This is a genomic window from Clostridioides sp. ZZV14-6009 (genome assembly GCF_020658095.1).
In the GTDB taxonomy this organism is placed as follows: domain Bacteria; phylum Bacillota; class Clostridia; order Peptostreptococcales; family Peptostreptococcaceae; genus Clostridioides.
On record NZ_JAGWDG010000014.1, the window covers coordinates 60,367 to 82,561 of the forward strand.

The 22,195-nt window shown below is 29.0% G+C and carries 18 protein-coding genes, 1 pseudogene and 1 riboswitch; of the genes and pseudogenes, 5 read left to right on the forward strand and 14 right to left on the reverse strand.

Annotated elements, in window-relative coordinates; translation table 11 throughout:
• Nucleotides 1–60 precede the first annotated feature (60 nt).
• The 14 genes and pseudogenes from KGF36_RS15420 to KGF36_RS15485 form a co-directional block, all read right to left on the reverse strand.
• Nucleotides 61–2,625: an ABC transporter permease gene (locus KGF36_RS15420; protein WP_227854837.1), complete on the reverse strand. Its 2,565-nt coding sequence runs from the start codon at nt 2,623–2,625 to the stop codon at nt 61–63.
• Complete coding sequence (locus tag KGF36_RS15425; RefSeq protein WP_227842404.1) at nt 2,612–3,301, reverse strand: ABC transporter ATP-binding protein; 690 nt, start codon at nt 3,299–3,301, stop codon at nt 2,612–2,614. Before KGF36_RS15425 ends, KGF36_RS15420 begins: the two co-directional genes overlap by 14 nt.
• Nucleotides 3,302–3,599: 298 nt before the next feature.
• Nucleotides 3,600–4,664 (reverse strand): sensor histidine kinase, encoded by a 1,065-nt coding sequence (locus KGF36_RS15430; protein WP_227854838.1) that lies wholly within the window; start codon nt 4,662–4,664, stop codon nt 3,600–3,602.
• Nucleotides 4,654–5,346 (reverse strand): response regulator transcription factor, encoded by a 693-nt coding sequence (locus KGF36_RS15435; protein WP_227854839.1) that lies wholly within the window; start codon nt 5,344–5,346, stop codon nt 4,654–4,656. Before KGF36_RS15435 ends, KGF36_RS15430 begins: the two co-directional genes overlap by 11 nt.
• A gap of 181 nt (nt 5,347–5,527) precedes the next feature.
• Nucleotides 5,528–5,941, reverse strand: a complete 414-nt coding sequence (locus KGF36_RS15440; RefSeq protein ID WP_227828343.1) for a cupin domain-containing protein — start codon at nt 5,939–5,941, stop codon at nt 5,528–5,530.
• A 115-nt stretch (nt 5,942–6,056) separates the two neighbouring features.
• Nucleotides 6,057–6,818: an ABC transporter ATP-binding protein gene (locus tag KGF36_RS15445; RefSeq protein ID WP_227828342.1), complete on the reverse strand. Its 762-nt coding sequence runs from the start codon at nt 6,816–6,818 to the stop codon at nt 6,057–6,059.
• Nucleotides 6,819–6,832: 14 nt separating this feature from the next.
• Nucleotides 6,833–8,368, reverse strand: a complete 1,536-nt coding sequence (locus KGF36_RS15450; RefSeq protein ID WP_227828341.1) for a glycine betaine ABC transporter substrate-binding protein — start codon at nt 8,366–8,368, stop codon at nt 6,833–6,835.
• A 365-nt stretch (nt 8,369–8,733) separates the two neighbouring features.
• Nucleotides 8,734–10,403 (reverse strand): annotated as a pseudogene (locus tag KGF36_RS15455) (ATP-binding cassette domain-containing protein).
• 437 nt (nt 10,404–10,840) lie between these two features.
• A complete protein-coding gene (locus tag KGF36_RS15460; RefSeq protein WP_227828340.1) occupies nt 10,841–11,641 on the reverse strand; it encodes a PIG-L family deacetylase in 801 nt (266 codons plus the stop codon).
• A gap of 279 nt (nt 11,642–11,920) precedes the next feature.
• Nucleotides 11,921–12,796, reverse strand: coding sequence for an Hsp33 family molecular chaperone HslO (gene hslO, locus KGF36_RS15465; protein WP_227433730.1), 876 nt, complete (start codon nt 12,794–12,796; stop codon nt 11,921–11,923).
• 193 nt (nt 12,797–12,989) lie between these two features.
• Complete coding sequence (locus tag KGF36_RS15470; RefSeq protein ID WP_227828339.1) at nt 12,990–13,736, reverse strand: class I SAM-dependent methyltransferase; 747 nt, start codon at nt 13,734–13,736, stop codon at nt 12,990–12,992.
• A complete protein-coding gene (locus tag KGF36_RS15475) occupies nt 13,723–13,956 on the reverse strand; it encodes a small, acid-soluble spore protein, alpha/beta type (protein WP_227433989.1) in 234 nt (77 codons plus the stop codon). Before KGF36_RS15475 ends, KGF36_RS15470 begins: the two co-directional genes overlap by 14 nt.
• Before the next feature lie 281 nt (nt 13,957–14,237).
• Nucleotides 14,238–15,356 (reverse strand): N-acetyldiaminopimelate deacetylase, encoded by a 1,119-nt coding sequence (locus KGF36_RS15480; RefSeq protein ID WP_227828338.1) that lies wholly within the window; start codon nt 15,354–15,356, stop codon nt 14,238–14,240.
• 206 nt (nt 15,357–15,562) lie between these two features.
• Nucleotides 15,563–16,756 (reverse strand): L-serine ammonia-lyase, encoded by a 1,194-nt coding sequence (locus tag KGF36_RS15485; RefSeq protein WP_227433727.1) that lies wholly within the window; start codon nt 16,754–16,756, stop codon nt 15,563–15,565.
• Nucleotides 16,757–17,079: 323 nt separating this feature from the next.
• Here KGF36_RS15485 and dapA (KGF36_RS15490) point away from each other — a divergent pair, with 323 nt between their 5' ends.
• From dapA (KGF36_RS15490) to dapD, 5 genes are all read left to right on the forward strand, one after another.
• Nucleotides 17,080–17,961 carry a 4-hydroxy-tetrahydrodipicolinate synthase gene (gene dapA, locus KGF36_RS15490; protein WP_227828337.1) on the forward strand — a complete coding sequence of 294 codons (882 nt, stop codon included), beginning with the start codon at nt 17,080–17,082 and terminating at the stop codon, nt 17,959–17,961.
• Nucleotides 17,962–18,038: 77 nt separating this feature from the next.
• Nucleotides 18,039–18,213: riboswitch (Lysine riboswitch) on the forward strand.
• A 173-nt stretch (nt 18,214–18,386) separates the two neighbouring features.
• Nucleotides 18,387–19,388 (forward strand): aspartate-semialdehyde dehydrogenase, encoded by a 1,002-nt coding sequence (locus KGF36_RS15495; RefSeq protein WP_227433725.1) that lies wholly within the window; start codon nt 18,387–18,389, stop codon nt 19,386–19,388.
• 115 nt (nt 19,389–19,503) lie between these two features.
• Nucleotides 19,504–20,391: a 4-hydroxy-tetrahydrodipicolinate synthase gene (gene dapA, locus KGF36_RS15500; protein ID WP_227828336.1), complete on the forward strand. Its 888-nt coding sequence runs from the start codon at nt 19,504–19,506 to the stop codon at nt 20,389–20,391.
• A gap of 67 nt (nt 20,392–20,458) precedes the next feature.
• A complete protein-coding gene (dapB, locus tag KGF36_RS15505) occupies nt 20,459–21,208 on the forward strand; it encodes a 4-hydroxy-tetrahydrodipicolinate reductase (RefSeq protein ID WP_227433723.1) in 750 nt (249 codons plus the stop codon).
• A 196-nt stretch (nt 21,209–21,404) separates the two neighbouring features.
• Nucleotides 21,405–22,121: a 2,3,4,5-tetrahydropyridine-2,6-dicarboxylate N-acetyltransferase gene (gene dapD, locus KGF36_RS15510; RefSeq protein ID WP_227828335.1), complete on the forward strand. Its 717-nt coding sequence runs from the start codon at nt 21,405–21,407 to the stop codon at nt 22,119–22,121.
• The last annotated feature ends 74 nt before the right edge of the window (nt 22,122–22,195 follow it).

Consider the following 22,195-nt stretch of genomic DNA (forward strand, 5'->3'; position numbering starts at 1 on the left):
AAACTGACATTTAAAAAAGGCTCTTACCTATAAGAACCCTTTTTTCTATACATATAAACTTTATTCAGCTTCTCTAATTCTTTCAACAATACTATCCTTAGAAACATTATGATAAACTATTAAAGGTACTATAGATGTTATCAAAAATACTATTAATATACTTATTATAAGTGCTCCTACTGGATAAGCATACACAGAATATCTTAATTTCATAATATTAAATCCTAAAAATGTTGCCATACTTCCAAAAGTAAGATTTACAATAGTTATTATCACCCCATAATAAAAACCTTCAAGCATTATCATTTTTTGAAGCTGTTTTCTTGTCATTCCTACTGCCTCAATCATTGCAAACTCTTGTTTACGAGACATTATATTTGTTATCATAGTATTTATAAAGTTTAGTACTCCAATCAATCCTATTATAAAGACTGCACTCATACCTACAATCTTTATAACCTTTTGACTCTCTCTTGCCTCTTCTATATAGATATTTTTTGAATAAACTTTTGTATATGGATTATTGTATTTCTTATTCAAATTATTTATTTTATTTTCAACAGACTTCACATCACCATTTGTATCAATTACCAGACTTTCTACATATGGCTTTATAACCATATTTTTAAAGTCATTTTCATTAATGTACATTCCCATATTAAAATTTTGTGCACCATCAAAAACTGCCATGACTTTAAACTCTTTATCTATATATCCTTCCCCTATAGTATCTCCTTTTAAATATCTAAACTTAATTTTATCTCCTGCTTTTATTTTACTTCCTTCATGTCCATTAATTACTACATATCCGCCTTCATCAAATTTTTTCTCATCTATAGAACCTGACAGTATTTTAGAATTCTTTTGAGAATATATATTATTGTTTTTTGATAGTTTACTTAATAATCTACCTGAAGATAATCCAACTGTATCTGAAGCTAAAAAACCATTATTTTCTGCAATTTCTTCTGGGTCTCTGCCTTGAAGAAATTGCTTTTTATATTCTTCATCTACTTTTTGAGTCAATACTTCATCTTTTAAATCCCCTTCATAAACTATATAACTTAAATCCTTGTACACCTTACTTACATTACTCACTCCATCAAGATTCTTAATATATTTTATAAGATTTTCATCAATTGGAGCAACTTCGTTATCTTCAAATTTCGCAGTATCTGCAAGCCCATGACGTATTTCTATATCCCCTAACATCATACCTTCAGCTGCTCTTTCTGGGTTAGAACTACTTATAATTGCAGATACAGTCAAAAATATTATACAACTTAGTGACATAGAAACTAAAACTAGAATAGCTTTGCGTCTATTTCTAAATATATTTGAAAATGCCATCTTATGAATTTTAGAACCATGTTTCCCACTTTTAGACTTACGTTTAATCCTATTACTTTTATCACTATATCTTACAGCGTCTATAGGAGATACAGAACTTACAATCTTAGCAGGTTTTCTGCATGACAATCTAACAGTTACATATGAAAATATAACAGCAAATACAAATATTAACGGATTGAAATATTCAAATGCAGTTTTATTTAATCCCTCCATAAACTTACCAACCAGAGGAACAAATACCATCCCTAGTAAAAATCCCAATACTAAACCTATTGGTATAGCTACTATACATAATCTATTAGCTTGTTTAATAATCAATTTTTTTAATTGATACGGTGATGTCCCTATTGTTTTTAATAAGCCATAATATTTTATATCTTTAACAACTGAAATATAAAAAATATTATATATTAATAAATATCCACTTAAAAGTATAAGTATTACAATTAAGATTATTGGCAATACATTTTTAACAACTTCTTTGAAAGTAGTTGCTTGTTTACTTAAGTATATGGGATTTATAGTTGCTTTTCCTGAATAAGGTTGGATTTTCTCAATTAATTTATCAAATTTAGACTGCAAATCTTTATCATTAAAAAAATTGAAGGATACACTTGTAGGAGCTACCTCATGTGTTTTCTTGTAATTATCATAGAAGGCTTCACTTGTGAATACATCATGAAGAGGTATTGCTATAGCTGTTTTGTATTCAAAATATCCAACTAGTTTAAATTTGAATGTTTCTTTTTCATTAGTTAGTACTCCATCTTCAGTTTTTGGAATTATTAATTTTACTTCAGCACCTATTCTATGAGGTACATCTATCATATCTAATATCTTTGTAGGCATGACTATTTCATCATTATTTTTTGGTAAACTCCCTTCAATCATCTCTACATTTACAGCACTTTCAAGGCTTTTTTTATCATAAACAGTTAAATTCACTGCCTGCGTTGAAAACTCTGGATTTTTTAAACTTGCTATGTTTTTTACTATTCCAATACTGTTTTTATCTACTGAACTATCTTTTCTTATAATGTCAATCTGTCTATTACTTAAATCTTGAAATTGAACATGGCTCTTTGTCCCATATTCCATAGCTTGATAATTATTAAAAGCTTCCAACATACTATATCCTACTGTAAACAATGAGGTAAACAAAACTGTAGTTAATACTATTGCAAGCACTGAAATTATATTTCTCATTTTATTCGTTTTAAAACTTCTATCACTTAATTTTTTTATAATTTCCTTATTGTTATTTTGTAACATTGTTCTCACCTCTATTTACAACTTTTCCATCCTCAATCCTTATAATTCTGTCAGCCATTTGAGCAATTTGTTCATTATGAGTTATCATAATTATAGTTTGGCTAAATTTACTACTAGTAACTTTTAGAAGCCCTAACACATCTTGTTCTGTTTTGCTATCTAGGTTCCCTGTTGGTTCATCAGCTAGTATTATTGATGGTTTTGTTGCTAAAGCTCTTGCAATAGCTACTCTCTGTTGCTGTCCTCCTGATAGATTGTTTGGAAGGTCATCCACTTTTTGACTTAGTCCTAAAACGTCTATTATTTCATCTATATATTTAGTGTCTATTTTGCACCCATCAAGTTCTATAGGTAATACTATATTTTCATAAACATTTAGTATTGGAACTAAGTTATAATTTTGAAATATAAATCCTACATTACGTCTTCTAAATATTGTAAGTTCTTCATCATCCATAACAAATATATCATTATTATCAACAATTACTTTTCCATCACTTGCTCTATCAAGTCCCCCTATCATATGTAACAAGGTACTCTTTCCACTTCCTGATGTCCCTACTATAGCTATAAACTCTCCTCTATTTATACTTATATTTATTCCATCTAAAGCTTTTACTATATTTTCACCCTTACCATAATATTTTTTTAAATTATTAGTCTCCAGTATTTTCATAATCATATCTCCCTCTTACTTTATTTTATATATTTTCTAATTGTATATTAAAATTTCATGCTTATTGATTCCTTACTTAGATATTATCATGTAAGTACCTCTCTAATCCTCACAGTACTGTTATATTTTAGATATGAATTATAACAATTTTGAGATATTTTGTGATATTTATTGAAGTGAAACTAAAAATAGTGCATATGATGTTATCTAACAAACACTATATACACTACTTCTAAGAATTTTTGATTTTATTTTCAAGTTATATATTATAATCCTCAATTTTAAATAAATGCTGAGTCTAATTTTTCATATAAACATTAAACGTAGTTCCAATATTCTTTTGAGAATCTACTTTTATATATCCATTCTGTTTATTTATAATTTCTCTTGCTAAGTACAATCCCACTCCAATACCTTCTATATTTCCAACTTCTATACTCCTATAGAACCTTTTAAATATATTGTTTATTTCACTTTCATCTACACCCATTCCATTATCACTTATGATAATTTTAGTGAATATATCCATTTTATCAACCTTTATACTTATTTTTCCTCCCTCATGGGTATATTTTACTGCATTTTCTATAATATTAAATAAAGCTTCACTAGTCCATTTTTTATCATGGCAAACTTCAATTTTATCATCTAAATCAATTTCTAGTACTATATTTTTTTCTTCTAATTTTAAAAACACTCCACTTAATGCGCTTGCAATAGTATCACTTATTCTACTTTTAGTCGTATTCAAAGATATAATACCAGTTTCTAATCTAGAAATTTTTATAAGGGCTTTTCCTAACCAGTCCAATTTATTTACCTGACTTTGCATGTTTTCTAAAAACAATACTTGATTCTTTCTATCTAATTCTTTATGCATTAGAGTTTCATTATACATAGATATATTAGCTATTGGTATTTTTATTTGATGCGATATATCTGATATCAAAGTTTTTATATTTTCTTTTTCCGCTGAATACTTACTATTTTTAACTTCCATAACCTCTATCATATATTTAATTTTATTTTGAACTTTGGCAGTTAAAGTATCTTTATTTAAATCAAAGAGCATATTTTTATTACCCAATATAAATTCATCTATGTTATATATAATATTGCTACTAAATTCAACTATGTCTTTTCTTATTTTATATACAAAAAATAGTGATAAGAAAAACATAGTAAATATAAAAATTAAAATTATACAATTAATATTTACAATAAATTCAGCTAAATCAGGATGCATATATAAAATTTTGTTAGTTTGCATTCTTATTATTATTAAGGATAGGCATGATACTATGAAATATATAATAGAAATGTTTTTGTAATAGTTCTTACTTAAATTTTTATTATTTTCCATCTTGTTCACCAACCCACATATACCCGATTCCATAAATAGTTCTTATGTACTTATGTTTAGATGTCTTCTGGTCTATTCTCTTTCTCAATCTATTTATATTTACAGTCAATGCATGTTCTTCCATATATTCACTATCATTGTCCCATATGGCATCTATTAATGCTTGTCTTGTGACTATTTCATTTTTATGTTGTACCAATTTCTTTACGATTCTATATTCTATGGGTGAAAGAATTATATTTTCGCCATTCCTACTTACAGTCATATTAGCAAAATTAAATTCAAATTCTCCCTCAAATAAGACCTCTTCTTGCATTTCAATATTACATCTTCTAAGCAATGCTTTTATTCTTTGTAGTAATATATTTATACTAAATGGCTTTGTTATGTAATCATCTGCTCCTATCTTAAATCCATTTACAATATCAGATTCCATATCACAGGCTGTCAAAAATAGAATACCTACTTTTGAACTAGTTCTTATTTCTTTGCACAGGTCAAATCCATTTCCATCAGGAAGATTTACATCTAATATCATTAAATCTATTTTTTCTTTCTCAAATTTTTCTTTAGCTTCTTTTAGACTATATGCTGGTACAACTCGAAATCCATCACTTTGTAAGTTAAAACATATACCATTATTAAGCATAATATCATCTTCTACAACCATTATAGTTTCCATTTTATTTCCTCCATATTTTTTATACACATTAAATCATTGGGTTCCCCATTTTATTATACTAATTTTATTTTCTAAAAAACTATTATTATCTTAAGTTTTTATTAATTCAAAATAAAAAAAGTGTATATTTAGTAATTTTAACTAATATACACTCATTATTGTTTATAAGTTTATAAATGTTTTATTTTAGTTTGCCATAGTCTTCATCAGATACAGGCTCCAACCATTCATTAAAAGCTCCCTCTGCTGGGACTTCTACAGCTAGATGCTGAAACCAACTATCTGGTGCAGCTCCATGCCAGTGCTTTACATCTGGTGGTATATTAACTACATCACCTGCATGCAATTCCTGTGCTGGTTTGCCAAACTCTTGATAATATCCTCTACCTCCAGTTACAAGTAAAATCTGTCCACCCTTATGATGTATGTGCCATGAATTAATTGTAGAAGGAGCAAAAGTCACGTTCCCGATTCCCACACCAGTAGTAGTAAGCATATTTAAATAACATTCTCCTGTAAAATACTGTGCAAATGCTTTGTTTTCTTCCCCAATAGGGAAAACTGCTCCTGTACCTAAATCTTTTTCTCTATCCATATTTAATACCTCCTATGCCTTGCTTAACTATTCTTACATTTTTAGTATACGACTTAAAGTTAACTCAAGGTCAATAGCTTTTTAGTATTATCATAATTTAATTTTTAGATTAACTTTATTCTTTTAAATCATCATAACTTGTTATAGATTTTTTTACATTCAGTAATTGGTCTACAAATTGATTAGCAGGGGCATTTGAGATATTTTCAGGAGTATCATATTGTTGAATGACTCCATGATTCAATACCAAAGTTTTTGTACCTAAAATCAAGGCTTCATAAATATCATGTGTAATAAAGATAATTGTAATTCCTGTTTTTTTATGAATTTCTTTTATCTCTTTTTGTAGCTGTTTTCGTGTAATTTCATCAACAGCACCAAAAGGTTCATCCATCAATAAGATTTCTGGTGAAGAGGCTAAAGCACGTGCAATCCCTACACGCTGTTGCTGACCACCTGATAATTCAGATGGGTATCTTGTTTTCATATCATTTGCTAATCCCACGATTTGCATCCATTTATCTACAGCATTTTTTATTTCTGACTTATTTTTTCGATTAAGGAGATTTGGCACATATGAAATGTTTTCTTCAACAGTCATATGAGGAAAAAGAACACTTCCCTGAACACAATAGCCTATTTTTCTTCTTAATTTAATTAAGTCCTCATTTTTAATGTCTGTTTTGTTAATTAAAATATCTCCTCCATCTGGCAAAATCAGACCATTAATCATTTTTAGAAGTGTTGTTTTTCCACTTCCAGATGACCCAATAACAGTTAAAAATTCTCCTTTTTCTATATCTAAATTGAGATTATTTATGATTGTTTTATCATTATATCGTTTTTCAATATTTTTAAATTGTATAATAGGTGTCATTATATTTCCTCCAATTATAAAAGTCCCTTTTTATTCAAAAACTCGCGTGCAACTTCTCTAGGCTCTAAATTATTATTTTCTACATCATAATTCAATTTAGCCATTTCTTTATCAGTTAAAATATTTTTAACCATCTGGAATACTGCTGAAAGTTCTGGATGTTCCTCTAACACCTCTGAACGAATAACATTTCCACATTGATAAGATGGATAAAAGCTTTTATCATCATTTAAGACTACAACATCTGAAACACTATACTGTCCATCAGTTGTAAATATAGGCATTACATCAATTTTCCCCTCATTGATTGCCTGATATTTAAGTCCAATATCTAAATCAACTGTGTTTTTAAAGTGTAAGTCATAGGTATTACATAGTGGAGTATAGCCATCTTCTCTTTCATAAAAATCATACTCTGCACCAAATGTCAATTTAGAAGATATATCTCTTAAATCTGAAATATTCTTTAGTTTATATTTATCTGCAATTTCTTTTCTAACTGCCAACGCATAACTATTAGAAAAACCATACATACCAGTCCACTGCATTTTAAGTTTAGTTTTATATTCAGATTGTAACTTCTCAAACATATTTTCAGTATATAGTTCATTTTTCTTCAGTACCATATTCCAGCCTGTACCTGTATACTCTGGATAAATATCAAATTCTCCATTGCCCATAGCTGGCTGAATATTGGATGTTCCTCCGCCTACACCTTGTGTAATTTCTACTTTCAAATCTGTATTTTTTTCAATTAAAATATCCAATATTTCACCAAGAATATATTGTTCAGTCATTGGTTTTGTAGCGATATGAATAGTTTGAGCCTTTGCAGAATTAAAGAAGTAAGATGTAAAGATAGTTATTATAAGGATAAGACTTCCTAGAATGGCAAATACTTTTTTCCTATTTTTCTTTTTTCTTTTTCTTTGTAAAAATCTTTCTACTAATCCTAGAATGAAATCAAATAACAAAGCCAATAGAGCAATAAGAATACTTCCAGTGACTGTCATTACTGTGTTGTTTGTTGTGATTCCTCTATATATAGCTACACCCAGACCACCAGCACCTATAAATGAAGCAATACCAGTCAATGCAATTGTCATAATAACCATATTTCTAATACCAGACATAATAACAGGTAAGGCTAGCGGAAGTTTTATTTTATATAGTATCTGAAAGTCTGTACTTCCCATACCTTTCGCTGCTTCAAGAATATTTTTATCTACATTAGTAATTCCAGTATATGTATTTCTAACCATAGGTAATAATGCATATATAGTAAGAGCAATAACAGCTGTAGTATTTCCAATTCCAGAGAATGGTATCAAAAAACCCAACATAGAAATAGATGGTATGGTGTATAGAAAATTAATAGTCCCCAATATTGGCTTAGAAGACTTATGAAATTCACTTACAACGATACCAATTATACCACCTAAAACAATTGCAATTACTATAGAAATAATAGAAATTGTCAAATGTTCGATGGATAGTTTTATAAAAAAATCACTTCTTTCAGATAATAGTGTTAGCATATCGTTTAGCATTACTTCCACTCCTTTTTATGAGTTTTACTTAATAAGATTCAAATTATAAAATTATAGTTTAGTGATAGCTCTCATCGTACCACACTAAATAAATTATTCCATAAATTACATATTAAGGTCATAATATCAAACTTTCAAGTAGGCACTAAAAAGTAACTAATAGAAAATCCTACTTTGTCAATCTTCATAAAAATAATAAAAAATGTCAGAACCGTTAAAAACTTACTATTTAAACGGATTTCTGACACTATATTTAATTAAATTTGAATATTTATCATATTATTTATTATTGTTAAACTTAACTATCATATTATATACCCATTATATTTACTCATATATCATCTATATTTATTGTATTTTATTTATTATACTATATATTTTGCTGTTAGTGATATTTTATCGTTAGACAATTCTTTTGGGGTTCCTTCAAAGATTACTTTGCCACCTTTTGTCCCTCCTTCAAGACCCATATCGATAATCCAATCCGCTCTTTTAATTACATCTATATTATGTTCAATTATGATAACTGTATTTCCATTATCTACAATCTCTTCAATTATATTTATAAAATTTTCAATGTCAGCCATATGAAGCCCAGTTGTCGGCTCATCTAATATATACACTGAACTTTCCTTATTTAATTCATTAGCAAGTTTTAATCTTTGACACTCTCCTCCAGATAATGTATCTAGAGTTTGCCCTAAAGTAAGGTATCCGATTCCCATTTTTTCAATGCACTGTAATTTCTTTTTAATCTGTTTTAAACTAAAAAATTCAATCGCATCTGAAACCGACATTTCAAGAAGTTCTATTATATTTTGCCCTTGAAATCTATATTCTAAAACTTCTTTTTTAAATTTTTTCCCTTCACAAATATTGCAAGTACTTTTTATACTTTCCATAAATGCAAGATTTGTTTGTACTATTCCAGACCCTTTACAATTATCACAAGCTCCTTCTGAGTTTGAACTAAACAAAGACGCTTTAACACCATTTGCTTTTGCAAAAATGTTTCTTATATCGTTCATAATTCCACTATATGTTGCTAAGCTTGACCTAGAATTAGCTGATACAGAGCTTTGGTCTATTAATACAGCATTTGTATTTTGCTTTAAAAATTCATGTTTAATTAATGTACTCTTACCAGCTCCTGCTACTCCTGTCACTAAAGTTAATACACCTTTAGGTATCTTTATAGATATATTTTTTAAATTGTTTTGATTACAATTTTTAACCTCTAAATATCCTCTATGTTCTCTTACATTTTCCTTAATAGAAAGAGCTTTATTTAAGGCATTTCCTGTTAATGTCCCACTTGAAAGCAACTTTTCATAACTTCCTTCATATACAACTTTACCACCATACCTCCCAGCTTTTGGACCTACATCTACAATGTGGTCTGCAATTTTAATCACGTCTGGGTCATGCTCAACAACTATAATTGTATTTCCTTTATCACGTAATTTTCTTAGAAGATTATTTAATTTATAAACATCTCTTGGATGAAGACCTATACTTGGTTCATCAAAAATATACATCAAATCTACAAGGTTACTATTTAAATATTTTACCATCTTTATACGCTGAGATTCTCCACCTGATAGTGATGATGTCTCCCTATCTAAAGTTAAATACCCTAGACCTATATCTATGATGTTATTTAGTTTTTCTAGTATCCCTTTAATTAGAGGTTGTGCTTCTGGCTCATTTATATCTTTAATAACCTGATAGTACCTAAAGTTGACCTTGAATTACCTCCAAGTCTACTTTGGTCTATAATAATTGGTGTTGATAAATTTTCTATACAATCAGCTTTAACTTCTCCATATTTAGGTAAAAAACTTCTTACAAAAGTACTAAATCTCTCGTTTAATTGACGTTGTGATTCTTTTGCAATTGTTTCAAAAACAATAGATGATTTTCCAGAACCAGATACACCTGTGAATATGGTTATTTTTCTTTTTGGTATTTTTAATGAAATATTATCTAGATTATTTTCCTTACATCCTTTTAAAACTATAAATTCATTACTCATACTGTATCCTCCTAAATTGTTTTTATAGCAAATTATAGCACGTAACTTATCCCATGTTTGTATACTGTAGGGTTTAAAATTTCATATAAAAAGTCCATATAAATTTATTAAGAGGATAAAAAAAGTACCTCAAAATGATTTTTAAAATCACAACTGAGATACTAAACCTTGTTTAATAATAATATATTTTTATTATTCTCAAATACTTTTTTATCATTAGTAAATAATATTTTTAAGATAGCTTTATGTTCAATTAATTTAATATTAAATTACTTTAATATTAAATTGCTTTAATGTTTAGTTATTTTATGTTTGATTACTTTATGTTTAATTGTTTTAATATTTAATTACTCTAATATTTAATTATTTTACAAGCAATTCTTATATTTAATATGAATTAATACAAAAAACTAAACAAAGTTCATAATCACTAAAAATTAATCTTCACTTAACACAGATGTAAGTTCAGGGTCATCCAAAAGATGTTCAAAATAGCTATGTGCTGAGATATACCCTATACCATACATTTTTCGTTTTGAATTTACAACCTTATATTCATAACACGCACTTTTGACCTTACTATAGTCATTAAAATTAGTTGCTTTATAGATGGCTCTTTCATTTCTTGGTATGTACTTTACATATTTTGGTTTTATAAAATACAAGTCATCTTTTATCTTACGTTCACGTTTAAGCTTCTTTAAAACTTCCCCATTTTTTCTATGCATTATATGGTCATCGTACTTATAATGATGAGCTATATGAGTTACATCACCCTTAAATTTATTTTCAAAATCTAATATTGTCTTTTCCATTAACTTATAATGTGTCCCCTCTTTTTTGTCTATATCAGCAAGTATAATTATATTTTGTGGTTTTACTCCAAGCTCTTTTAATGCTGACTTAAATTCATTGTTCCTAAGCTCTTCTTTTTGCTTTCTGGTCAGATTTCTAAACTTTGTATTAGCCCTAAAAACGTTAACCCCAGAACCATCTGATACTAGTACCACATATACATTATCAACGCCACACTGTTTTATAGCATCAATAATGGCACTTCCTCCCCATAGGACCTCATCATCTTGGTGTTGAGGATAAAATACTGCTGCCGATTTAAATTTTCTACTATTACTTTCAGGAATAGGCATTTCAAGTTTTCCATTAAAATTCTTTGCAATTAAAAATATCATTAATAATATTAATATACTTATTCCTATGTGCTTCGTTTTATTTTCCATATTTAAAATTTTCTCCTTCTTATCAATTCAAATATCTTATAAACCTTTGTGGCAAATAGGTTGAAATATACAAATTATTTTACAATATTTTATTGTTTCATACAATCTTTGATACGAACTATAATAAAATAAAAAAGCTTTCTAACTGCAATGTTGCAAACATTACAGCCAGAAAGCTTCTTAATTCTTAAAATTTATTAAGCTTATTTTTAATATAAATATATCTATTTTTGATAAATTATACTTTAATTGCTATATAAATACGACTATTTTCATAGTCTACATTTCCTTTAAAATTTCAATCAATTCTTCTTCACTATACATATATTTCTCATTACAGAACTGACATCCAACTTCTGCCTGTTTATCTTCTTCTATTATTTGAGCCAAAGATTTTTTCCCTATTGCCACTAACGCAGTTTTTACTCTTTCCTTTGAACATTCACACTCAAATCCAACTTCACAAGTATCAAGTACTTTAGGCTCCAAACCATCTAAAACTCTATTTAATATATCTTCTGGTAAGTTTCCTTCCTTTAACATATTAGTTATTGAAGGTAATTTAGCTACATTTTCTTCTAATTTTGCGATAGTTTCTTCTTCTGCATCTGGCATTAATTGAACTATAAATCCTCCAGCAAACTCAACTTCATCCTCTTTTGTAAGAACACCTAAAGCTACCACTGATGGAGTTTGTTCTGACACTGCAAAGTAGTAAGTAAAGTCTTCTGCAATTTCTCCACTTACTAATGGATAAGTTCCATTGTATGGCTCTCTAAGACCTAAGTCTTTAATAACTTTTACAACACCTTCTGTCCCCACAGCTGCTGCAACATTCAACTTTCCATTTGGATAATCTTCAACTTCTACATGAGGATTTCCTACATAGCCTTTTACTATTCCCTTAGAATTTGCTGTTGCGATGATAGTTCCAATTGGTCCACCACCTTTTATTATTACAGTCAATTTATCACTGTCATTTTTCATCATCAATCCCATTATAGATGTTGCTGTTAATGTCCTGCCAAGTGCTGCTGTTGCTACTTTTGTAGTTTCATGTAATCTTCTAGCTTCTTCTACTGTATTTCTAGTAGTTGCAACAAATGCTCTAACTTGACCATTTCCTGATGTCGCTCTTAGTACATAATCTTTCATTTGTATTCCTCCACACTTTGTTAATCATACTATTTTTCTATATTATTACTTTTTTCTATATTACTACTTTAAATTACTTTAATTTTTAATACAGAAAACTTTGCCTCTTTTATTTTTACCAATAATATTTTATATCTCTATCAATAATATTTTATATTAATAGCACTTCTTTTTGTACATAACAAGAAAATCTTTATTTTTTACATACAAAGAATATCCTTTGACTTTCTTCATTAGGTTTTTCAAATGTAAAATCTCCATAAGATTTTATATCACTAAATCCAGATTCTTTAAGCATATCAACTATTTCATCCTCAGTATATGCCCTTTGTTGATGTACTTCTTCAAATCTTTCAAACTTTCCATCTTCATCTTTAATAAAAAATGTCAGTTCCATTTCAATCAAATTTTCTTCATCATCAAAGTAATTTTGCCACATATAAGCTATATCTTCTCTATTTTCTCCATACATATTATTTCCTAATATATTGGCTAATTTATAAAATGAACTTATATCAAATATAAAGATTCCATCTTTCTTTAATAATTCATACGTTTTTGAAAATACATTTTCTAAATCATCATCATAAGTTATATAATTAAATCCATCACAGGCACAAAGCACACAATCCAAATCGGATATATCAAAGTCAAGCTCTGATATATCTTGTTGAAGTAAAACTAACTCTACGCCTTCTTTTTCTGCCTTTTCTCTTGCTACACTAAGCATTTCATCAGATATATCAATCCCAGCTATATCATAGCTCTTTTTAGTTAATGGAATTGTGAGATTACCTGTACCACATGCTAATTCCAATATATTTTTTACTTTTACACCTTCATTATCTATTATATCTTCTATATATTTAACCCATCCATCATAATCAACTTCATTCATAAGTTCATCATATACAAACGCAAAATCACTATATTGACTCATCCTTTTTATTCTGCCCCTCCACAATCTTTCTTAGCCTCTTTTTACGTGATGTAAGCATGCCTCCGATTCTTCCAGCTTCTTTAGCTGTAAGCCCTGCCCATCCACGTTCTCCAACTTTGTCCATAAGACCTAGTTCTGAGGCTATCTCATATTTCATTATATCATCATTTGTCAATATTTTAGTATTCTTGCCATTAGTTATCTTCTTTTCTCTTTTCATATTTTCTTTCAAAAAAATCACCCCTTCTTATTTGTATTTTTGTCAATTAAAAGAAATTTATACAAATAAGTAAGGGGTATTTATCAATTCATATGTTTTCAAATTTAAGTATTTTAAATTTATGACTTTTTAAAATTATTCTTTCTAAGTATGTGTTATTTATAATTTTAATATATGTTATTTATAGCCTTATCATAATATGTTATTTACAATCTTATCAAAAAAATTGGCCTTTTTATTCAAGCTATCTACAACTTATTCATTACAAAGCTTAATATATTTTAATCTATTGCTTTTTTATATTTTAATAATTTTGCATAGACATTTAGTGCATCCACACATATCTTTTCATCAAAGTTGAAGTTTATATTATGAAGTCCATTTACAAATCCTTTTTTCTCATTTCTTGAGCCCAACATAAAGAACAGCCCTGGAACTTCTTTTTGATAGTAAGAAAAATCTTCTGATATCATAAGTGGGTCTAATTCTATAGCCGTATCCTTTCCAACAGCTTCTACAAACTCTTTATACAAGTCTTTATCGTTTTTAACAGCTATATAATCATCCATAATATTTATATTTACCTTACAGTTATAAGACAATTCAAAGCCTCTAGCAAGTTCTTTAACTCTAAGTTTCATTCTCTCATACACTTCTGGACTAAAGCATCTAATAGTCCCTTCCATCTTTATATTTTCAGCTATTATATTTCTTCTAGCCCCTCCTTCAATTCTACCTATAGTCAACACTGCATTGTCTATTGGGCTTATATTTCTTGATACTATAGTTTGAAGTGAACTTATAAAGTTTGAAGCTATGACTATACCATCAATTCCATTTTGTGGCATAGCTCCATGTCCACTTTTAGACACTATTTCTATATCAATATCTCCTATTTGAGCCATGAAGTATCCTTCTCTTGTACCTACATAACCTTCTGGTAATTCTGGGTATATATGAAGCCCATATATCTCATCAACATTGTATTTTCTAAGCACACCTGCATCTATCAATGCTTTTGCTCCACCTGGCCCTTCTTCTGCTGGTTGGAATATAAATACAACATTATCATTTAAATCTTCTTTATTATCATTTAAATACTCAATTAATCCAAGCAATATAGTAGCATGTCCATCATGACCACATAAGTGTTTTACACCTTCTTCACTACGAAGACCGTCTATATCAGCTCTGAAAGCTATATCTTTTCTTGGTCTTTTACCTTCTATCACACCTACTATTCCTGTTTCTAAGTAAACTTCATATTCAACTCCTATTTTATCAAGATAATCCCTTATATATTTTGAAGTCTTATACTCTTTTCTTCCAATTTCTGCAATAGGATTTAATGCATTCCTATGCTTATAAAGTTGTTCTTGTAAATACGATGCCTCTCTCATGTAATCTCCTCCAAATTATAATTTATTATAAAAATATTTCTATATCTCTTATAATTAAAATATTATATAACATACTTTCATATTTAAAAATAAAAAGCTAAATTGAATATAAAAATATTTTGCATTATTAAATAATTCACCATTAATAATAATTCCCCTGTTTCATAAATCAAAACAGGGGAATTATTATTAAAAAATTTTTAATTTTAGCAAGAGAAGAAGTGTTTAGCAAGTCCACCTTTTGCAGTTTCTTTGTATTTATCCATCATATCAATACCCGTTTCTTTCATTGTTTCAACGACTTGGTCCAAGGAGACAGAATGTGAGCCATCAGTTAATAATGCATACTTAGCTGCATCATAAGCTCTTTGAGCTGCCATTGCATTTCTTTCTATACATGGAATTTGAACATATCCATATACAGGGTCACAAGTCATCCCTAGATGATGTTCAAGCGCTATTTCTGCTGCATATTCAATATGGTCTATAGTACCACCCTTTAAATACGCTACTGCCGCTGCTGCCATCGAACAAGCTGCTCCAACCTCACCTTGACATCCTACTTCCGCACCAGATATTGATGCATTAGTTTTTATTATATTTCCGATTATTCCAGCCACAAGTAATGCTTCAATTATTTTTTCATCATCGTATTTATAGAAATCTTGCATTGCAAAGAATATTCCTGGTATTACTCCAGCAGAACCACAAGTTGGTGCTGTAACTATTATATTACCAGAAGCATTTTGCTCTGAAGCTGCCAGTGCATATGCATATACAAGTGTTGAAAAACTTTTATCTTCTTGATACGCTTTATAAAAATTATTTGCTCTTCTTTTTAATAATAATTTACCTGGTATTACTTCATCTGTGCTTAGTCCATCATCAATAGATTTTCTCATAGCATCTTTTATAGTTTTTATATAGTCTTTTATATCAGATGGTTCACATTCTAATACAAAATCAACTAAAGTTTTATTATTTTCCTTACACCACTTCACTATTTCATCCATAGTGTCTAGATGATATATACTATTGCTTTTACTGTTTCTTTGACCTTCTTCTGCTATAGTTCCTCCACCAACAGAATATACAGTCCATTCAGCTGTCACATTTCCATCTTTATCTAAAGCTTCAAACTTCATTCCATTTGGATGAAAATCTTTTATTATGTCTTCTTCCCAAACGATTTCAACTTTCTTTGGTGCTATAGTTTTTTCAATTATATAATCTGTTAAGTGACCTTTTCCTGTAGCAGCTAAACTACCATATAATATTGCTCTAAAACTTTCTGCATCTGGATTTTCATTTTTAAATCTTTCCGCTGCTCTTTGCGGCCCCATAGTATGAGAACTTGAAGGTCCACTTCCTATTTTAAAAAGTTCCTTTAAAGTATCCATATTATTCCTCCTAAATTTTCTATGTTAATGCTTATTATTTATTTTTACGCACATATTTATTATAACCTAAATATATTAATTATTAGTTATTAAATTCGCATAAAATTTATTTTTTATTTCCATTTTGGTATATTTTATTAAATTAATATGCATATTTTGAGAATAAAACATTTATTTAAAATTTTTTTAATATTAATATAATATAAATATCTTACTTTATACAGTTAAGATATTAACTATGCCTATTAAAATTAATTAATTTGTACTATAATTATTATTGTACTTAAAAAATTAAATTTAAATAAAAAAGGAGATTTGATTATATGTTATTTAAAGGTTCTGCTGTTGCTTTAGTTACTCCATTTACGGAGGATAACAATGTCAACTTTGAAAAGTTAGGTGAATTAATCGAATACCATATTGAAAATGACACAGATGCATTAGTTGTTTGTGGAACAACAGGTGAAGCTACTACTATGAGTGAATCTGAGATTTTTGCTGTAATAAAATATACAGTTGAAAAAGTCAATAAGAGAATACCAGTTATAGCAGGTACTGGTTCAAACAATACTATGTTGTCTGTTCATATGAGCCAAGAAGCTGAAAAATTGGGAGTGGATGGTCTTTTAATCATAACTCCTTACTATAATAAGACTAATGAAAAAGGTCTTAAACTTCACTTTGAAACAATAGCAAAAAGCGTTAAATTACCAATTATTTTATATAATGTACCAGGAAGAACTAAGGTAAATATAAAGCCATCTGTTGTAGCTGAGCTTGCTAAAATAGATAATATAGTTGCTGTGAAAGAAGCTAGTGGAGATTTAGCTCAAGTTGCAGAAATAGCTAAATTAGTGCCTAAAGACTTCGCTATATACTCCGGTAATGATGATACTATATTACCTCTATTATCATTAGGTGGAAGTGGTGTTATCTCTGTACTTGCTAACATCTGTCCTAAAGAAACTCATGATTTAGTAACTAAATTCTTTGAAGGTGACATTGAAGGCTCTAAAAAATTACAACTTGATATGGATGCTTTAATTGCTGCCTTATTTATAGAAGTAAATCCAGTTCCAGTTAAAACTGCTATGAATATTTTAGGTTTTAATGTTGGAGATTTAAGACTTCCTTTAGCTGAAATGGAAGAAGCTAATCTTAATATCTTAAAACAAGAATTGACAAATTTTGGATTTAAATTTTAGCAATATTTCTATAAATAAGTTGATTTTTTCTAAAATATGTATTATTATTAGAATAATCAAATTTTAATATCCTATTAACCTAGGGTAGAGGTAGCTGTAAATAAGAGTATCCAATAGGAGCTGGCAAGCGTTAATGATTGGAAAAAGGATTTATAGCCGAAGAAAATATTTCTCGCAATAATATTTTCTGGGATTACACATAAGATGTGTAATACTGTCACTTATTTGTGTAGGTGGTGAGCTACAAGGTTTACTTTGAGTGATAAACTAGACGTACAAAGTATACCTTTGTACGTTTTTTGTATATAATTAAAGTTGTTAATATAATATTAAAGTATTTAGATATATAAAAATATTAACATATCTTACTTGTATAACTAAAATCAAATAATGTTTTAATAATTAAAAATTGGGGTGAATTTAATATGAAAAAAGTAAATGTGGCAATAGTTGGTGCTACTGGAATGGTAGGTAGAACATTTTTAAAAGTATTAGAAGAAAGAAATTTTCCAATAGAAAATCTATTTTTATTCTCTTCTTCTAAATCTGCTGGTTCTAAAGTAATGTTTTGTGGTAAAGAATATATAGTAGAAGAGTTAAAAGAAACTTCATTTACTGATAGAGGGATACAAATAGCATTATTCTCTGCTGGAGGAAGCATTAGTGAAAAATATGCTCCAATAGCTGCATCAAATGGAATCTTAGTAGTAGATAACTCTAGTCAATGGAGAATGAATCCAGATGTTCCTTTGGTTGTTCCTGAGGTAAATCCAGAAGCTATAAAAAAACATAAAGGTATAATAGCTAATCCAAACTGCTCTACTATACAAGCTATGGTTCCTCTTAAACCTCTAGATGACAAATACAAAATTAAGAGAGTTGTTTACTCTACTTACCAAGCTGTATCTGGTTCTGGTGTTAAAGGGGTTGAAGATTTAGAAAAAGGAATGACTGGTAATCCTACTGGATTCTATCCACATCAAATTTCTTATAACTGTCTTCCTCATATAGATTCATTTACTGAAAATGGATATACTAAGGAAGAAATGAAAATGGTAAACGAAACTATGAAAATACTTGATAACTACGACTTAAAAATAACTGCAACTACTGTAAGAGTTCCAGTAAAAAATGGTCATAGCGAATCTATAAACATTGAGTTTAATAATCCATTTGAATTAGAAGATTTAGTAAAAACACTTGAAGAAGCTCCAGGAGTTGTAGTAGTTGATAATCCTGCTAAAAATGAATATCCAACTGCTGTAGAATTTGATGATAGAGATGAAGTGTTTGTTGGAAGAATTAGAAGAGACTTTAGTGTTGATAATGGTGTAAACCTTTGGGTTGTTGCTGACAATATAAGAAAAGGTGCTGCAACTAATGCAATCCAAATAGCTGAAATGGCTATATCATATGATTTAGTATAGTATACAAATTTGTATAAATATATGATTTTGTAAAATATTAATAATAAGTAAAAATAAGCATTAGAAGTAACTGTAATATAAAACACAAAACTAAAAAAGAGGGGATTGATTTTTTATGATATTTAAAGGTTCTGCTGTTGCTCTAGTTACTCCATTTACAAAGGATAGCAAAGTTGATTTCGACAAATTAGGTGAATTAGTTGAGTACCAAATCGCTAACGGTACTGATGCTATAGTGGCTTGTGGTACTACTGGTGAAGCTAATACTATGACTGATGAAGAACAACTTGCTACTATTAAGTATGTTGTTGAAAAAGTTAATAAAAGAGTTCCTGTTATAGCAGGAAGTGGTTCTAATGATACTATGCACTCAGTTAATTTAAGTCAAGAAGCTGAAAAACTAGGAGTAGATGCTCTATTAATAATAACTCCTTATTACAATAAAGCCAATAAAGCTGGACTTAAACGTCATTTTGAAACAATCGCTAATAGTGTTAAACTTCCAATTATACTTTACAATGTACCTGGAAGAACTTGTGTTAATATAAGCCCTAGTCTTATAGTTGAACTTGCTAAGATAGATAATATAGTTGCTGTGAAAGAAGCTAGTGGGGACTTAGGACAAGTTGCAGAGATAGCTAGCTTAGTTCCAGATGACTTTGCTATCTACTCTGGTAATGATGATACTATACTTCCTTTATTGTCTTTAGGAGGTCAAGGAGTTATATCAGTACTTGCTAATGTTTGCCCTCAAGAAACACACGATTTAGTGGCTAAATTCTTTGAAGGCGATATAGAAGGTTCTAGAAAATTACAACTTGGTATGGATGCTCTAATCGCAGCTTTATTTATAGAGGTAAATCCTATACCAGTTAAGACTGCAATGAATTTATTAGGATTCAATGTTGGAGATTTAAGACTTCCTCTAGCAGAAATGGACCCAGTAAACTTAGAGGTATTAAAGAAAGAATTAGTTAACTTTGGACTAAAAGTTAATGCATAGTACAAATTAATGCATGATAAAAAACTAAGTTTGGTCAAAAGTTAGCCCTTAATCATAGGAGGAAATTATGTTAAAAGTTATAGCAACTGGTTATGATGGAAAAATGGGCAAGATTTTAGCCGATACTATAAGAGATGATAGTGAACTAGAATTAGTTTGTGTTGCAGCTAGAGGTATGGATAGCTGTGAAGGCAATCTTAAAATTTATGAAGATATGAATACTATAGTTGAAGAAGCTGATGTAGTTATAGATTTTTCTCATCACTCTAATCTAGATAATATTTTATCTTATGTTTTAAAAACTAAAACTCCTTTAGTAATTGCTACTACTGGATATAATGATGAAGAAATTAATAGAATACATGAAGCGGCTAAAGTTATTCCTGTATTCCAATCATATAATATGTCTCTTGGTGTAAATGTATTAGTGAAATTGGTTAAAGATGCAGCTAAATTATTAGAAGGATTCGATATAGAAATAATAGAAAAACATCACAACAGAAAAGTAGATGCCCCAAGTGGCACAGCTGTTATGATTGCTAACGCTATAAAAGAGGTTTTACCAAACGTTGAAAATAATTATGGTAGATATGGGCGTAGTGCAAAAAGACAACCAAATGAGGTTGGTATCCATGCTATAAGAGGTGGAAATATTGTTGGTGAACATGATGCTCTATTTGCTGGAGATAACGAAGTCCTTACAATAAGTCATCAAGCTCAATCTCGTGGTATTTTTGCAAGTGGTTCTATAGCTGCTGCTAAATACTTAGTTAAACAAAAACCAGGATTTTATAACATGGATAGTATGTTAGGATAGTAAAAATCTATATCACAAATAAAAAATATACACAAGTAAAAGATATATGATATAATAAATAAATTTACTCAATATTATGCTAAAATAATAATGCTATTAAAAAATAAATAATAGTAAGTATATACTAAAGTTGATAAATTAGTATATATGAGTATATAATAAAAGAAATATAATGAGATACAAGGAGAATTAACAAATGGTAAATTTAAACGATGCTTATGAAATAGCAAGATATATAAAAGAAGTTAAAAAGAAAACACCTGTTAAAGTATATGTAAATACTAACTCTTTACATTTCCAATCAACTGATAAATTTAAAGTATTTGGAAACAATGGTTCTTATGTATTTGTAGGTGACTATGAAGATATAATGGAAGTATTAGATAAACATGGTAATGATATAATAGATACTCATGTAGAATATGATAGAAGAAATTCTGCTATCCCTCTAAAAAATACTTTAAGTGAACATGCAAGAATCGAACCAGGTGCAATAATAAGAGACATGGTTACTATAGAAAAAAATGCTGTTGTAATGATGGGAGCTGTTATAAATATAGGAGCTGTTGTTGGTGAAGGTTCTATGGTAGATATGAATGCTGTTATTGGTGCTAGAGGTACTCTTGGTAAAAATGTTCATTTAGGTGCTGGTGCTGTTGTTGCTGGTGTTTTAGAGCCACCTTCTGCTACTCCTGTTATAGTTGAAGATGATGTTTTAATAGGAGCTAATGCAGTTGTTCTTGAAGGTGTTAGAATCGGTAAAGGTGCTGTTGTTGCAGCTGGTGCTGTTGTAACTACTGACGTAGAAGCTGGTGCTGTTGTTGCTGGTTCTCCTGCTAAAGTTATAAAAATGAAAGACGAAAAAACGGCTGACAAGACTAAACTTATGGAAGACCTTAGAAATTTAGACTAATTAGAAATAACATTATTAATTAAAAGGGGCTGTCTCAAAATAGAGAGATAAGCCTCTTTTTCATTGTTGAAATG

Excerpts from the sequence above, each read along its gene's own strand:
- dapA (WP_227828336.1), top strand. The coding sequence starts at position 19,504 with ATGATATTTAAAGGTTCTGCTGTTGCTCTAGTTACTCCATTTACAAAG.
- KGF36_RS15445 (WP_227828342.1), bottom strand. The coding sequence starts at position 6,818 with ATGACACCTATTATACAATTTAAAAATATTGAAAAACGATATAATGAT.
- dapA (WP_227828337.1), top strand. The coding sequence starts at position 17,080 with ATGTTATTTAAAGGTTCTGCTGTTGCTTTAGTTACTCCATTTACGGAG.
- KGF36_RS15450 (WP_227828341.1), bottom strand. The coding sequence starts at position 8,368 with ATGCTAAACGATATGCTAACACTATTATCTGAAAGAAGTGATTTTTTT.
- KGF36_RS15495 (WP_227433725.1), top strand. The coding sequence starts at position 18,387 with ATGAAAAAAGTAAATGTGGCAATAGTTGGTGCTACTGGAATGGTAGGT.
- KGF36_RS15460 (WP_227828340.1), bottom strand. The coding sequence starts at position 11,641 with ATGGAAAATAAAACGAAGCACATAGGAATAAGTATATTAATATTATTA.
- KGF36_RS15435 (WP_227854839.1), bottom strand. The coding sequence starts at position 5,346 with ATGGAAACTATAATGGTTGTAGAAGATGATATTATGCTTAATAATGGT.
- KGF36_RS15420 (WP_227854837.1), bottom strand. The coding sequence starts at position 2,625 with ATGTTACAAAATAACAATAAGGAAATTATAAAAAAATTAAGTGATAGA.
- hslO (WP_227433730.1), bottom strand. The coding sequence starts at position 12,796 with ATGAAAGATTATGTACTAAGAGCGACATCAGGAAATGGTCAAGTTAGA.
- KGF36_RS15470 (WP_227828339.1), bottom strand. The coding sequence starts at position 13,736 with ATGAGTCAATATAGTGATTTTGCGTTTGTATATGATGAACTTATGAAT.
- KGF36_RS15475 (WP_227433989.1), bottom strand. The coding sequence starts at position 13,956 with ATGAAAAGAGAAAAGAAGATAACTAATGGCAAGAATACTAAAATATTG.
- KGF36_RS15480 (WP_227828338.1), bottom strand. The coding sequence starts at position 15,356 with ATGAGAGAGGCATCGTATTTACAAGAACAACTTTATAAGCATAGGAAT.
- dapD (WP_227828335.1), top strand. The coding sequence starts at position 21,405 with ATGGTAAATTTAAACGATGCTTATGAAATAGCAAGATATATAAAAGAA.
- KGF36_RS15425 (WP_227842404.1), bottom strand. The coding sequence starts at position 3,301 with ATGAAAATACTGGAGACTAATAATTTAAAAAAATATTATGGTAAGGGT.
- dapB (WP_227433723.1), top strand. The coding sequence starts at position 20,459 with ATGTTAAAAGTTATAGCAACTGGTTATGATGGAAAAATGGGCAAGATT.
- KGF36_RS15430 (WP_227854838.1), bottom strand. The coding sequence starts at position 4,664 with ATGGAAAATAATAAAAATTTAAGTAAGAACTATTACAAAAACATTTCT.
- KGF36_RS15485 (WP_227433727.1), bottom strand. The coding sequence starts at position 16,756 with ATGGATACTTTAAAGGAACTTTTTAAAATAGGAAGTGGACCTTCAAGT.
- KGF36_RS15440 (WP_227828343.1), bottom strand. The coding sequence starts at position 5,941 with ATGGATAGAGAAAAAGATTTAGGTACAGGAGCAGTTTTCCCTATTGGG.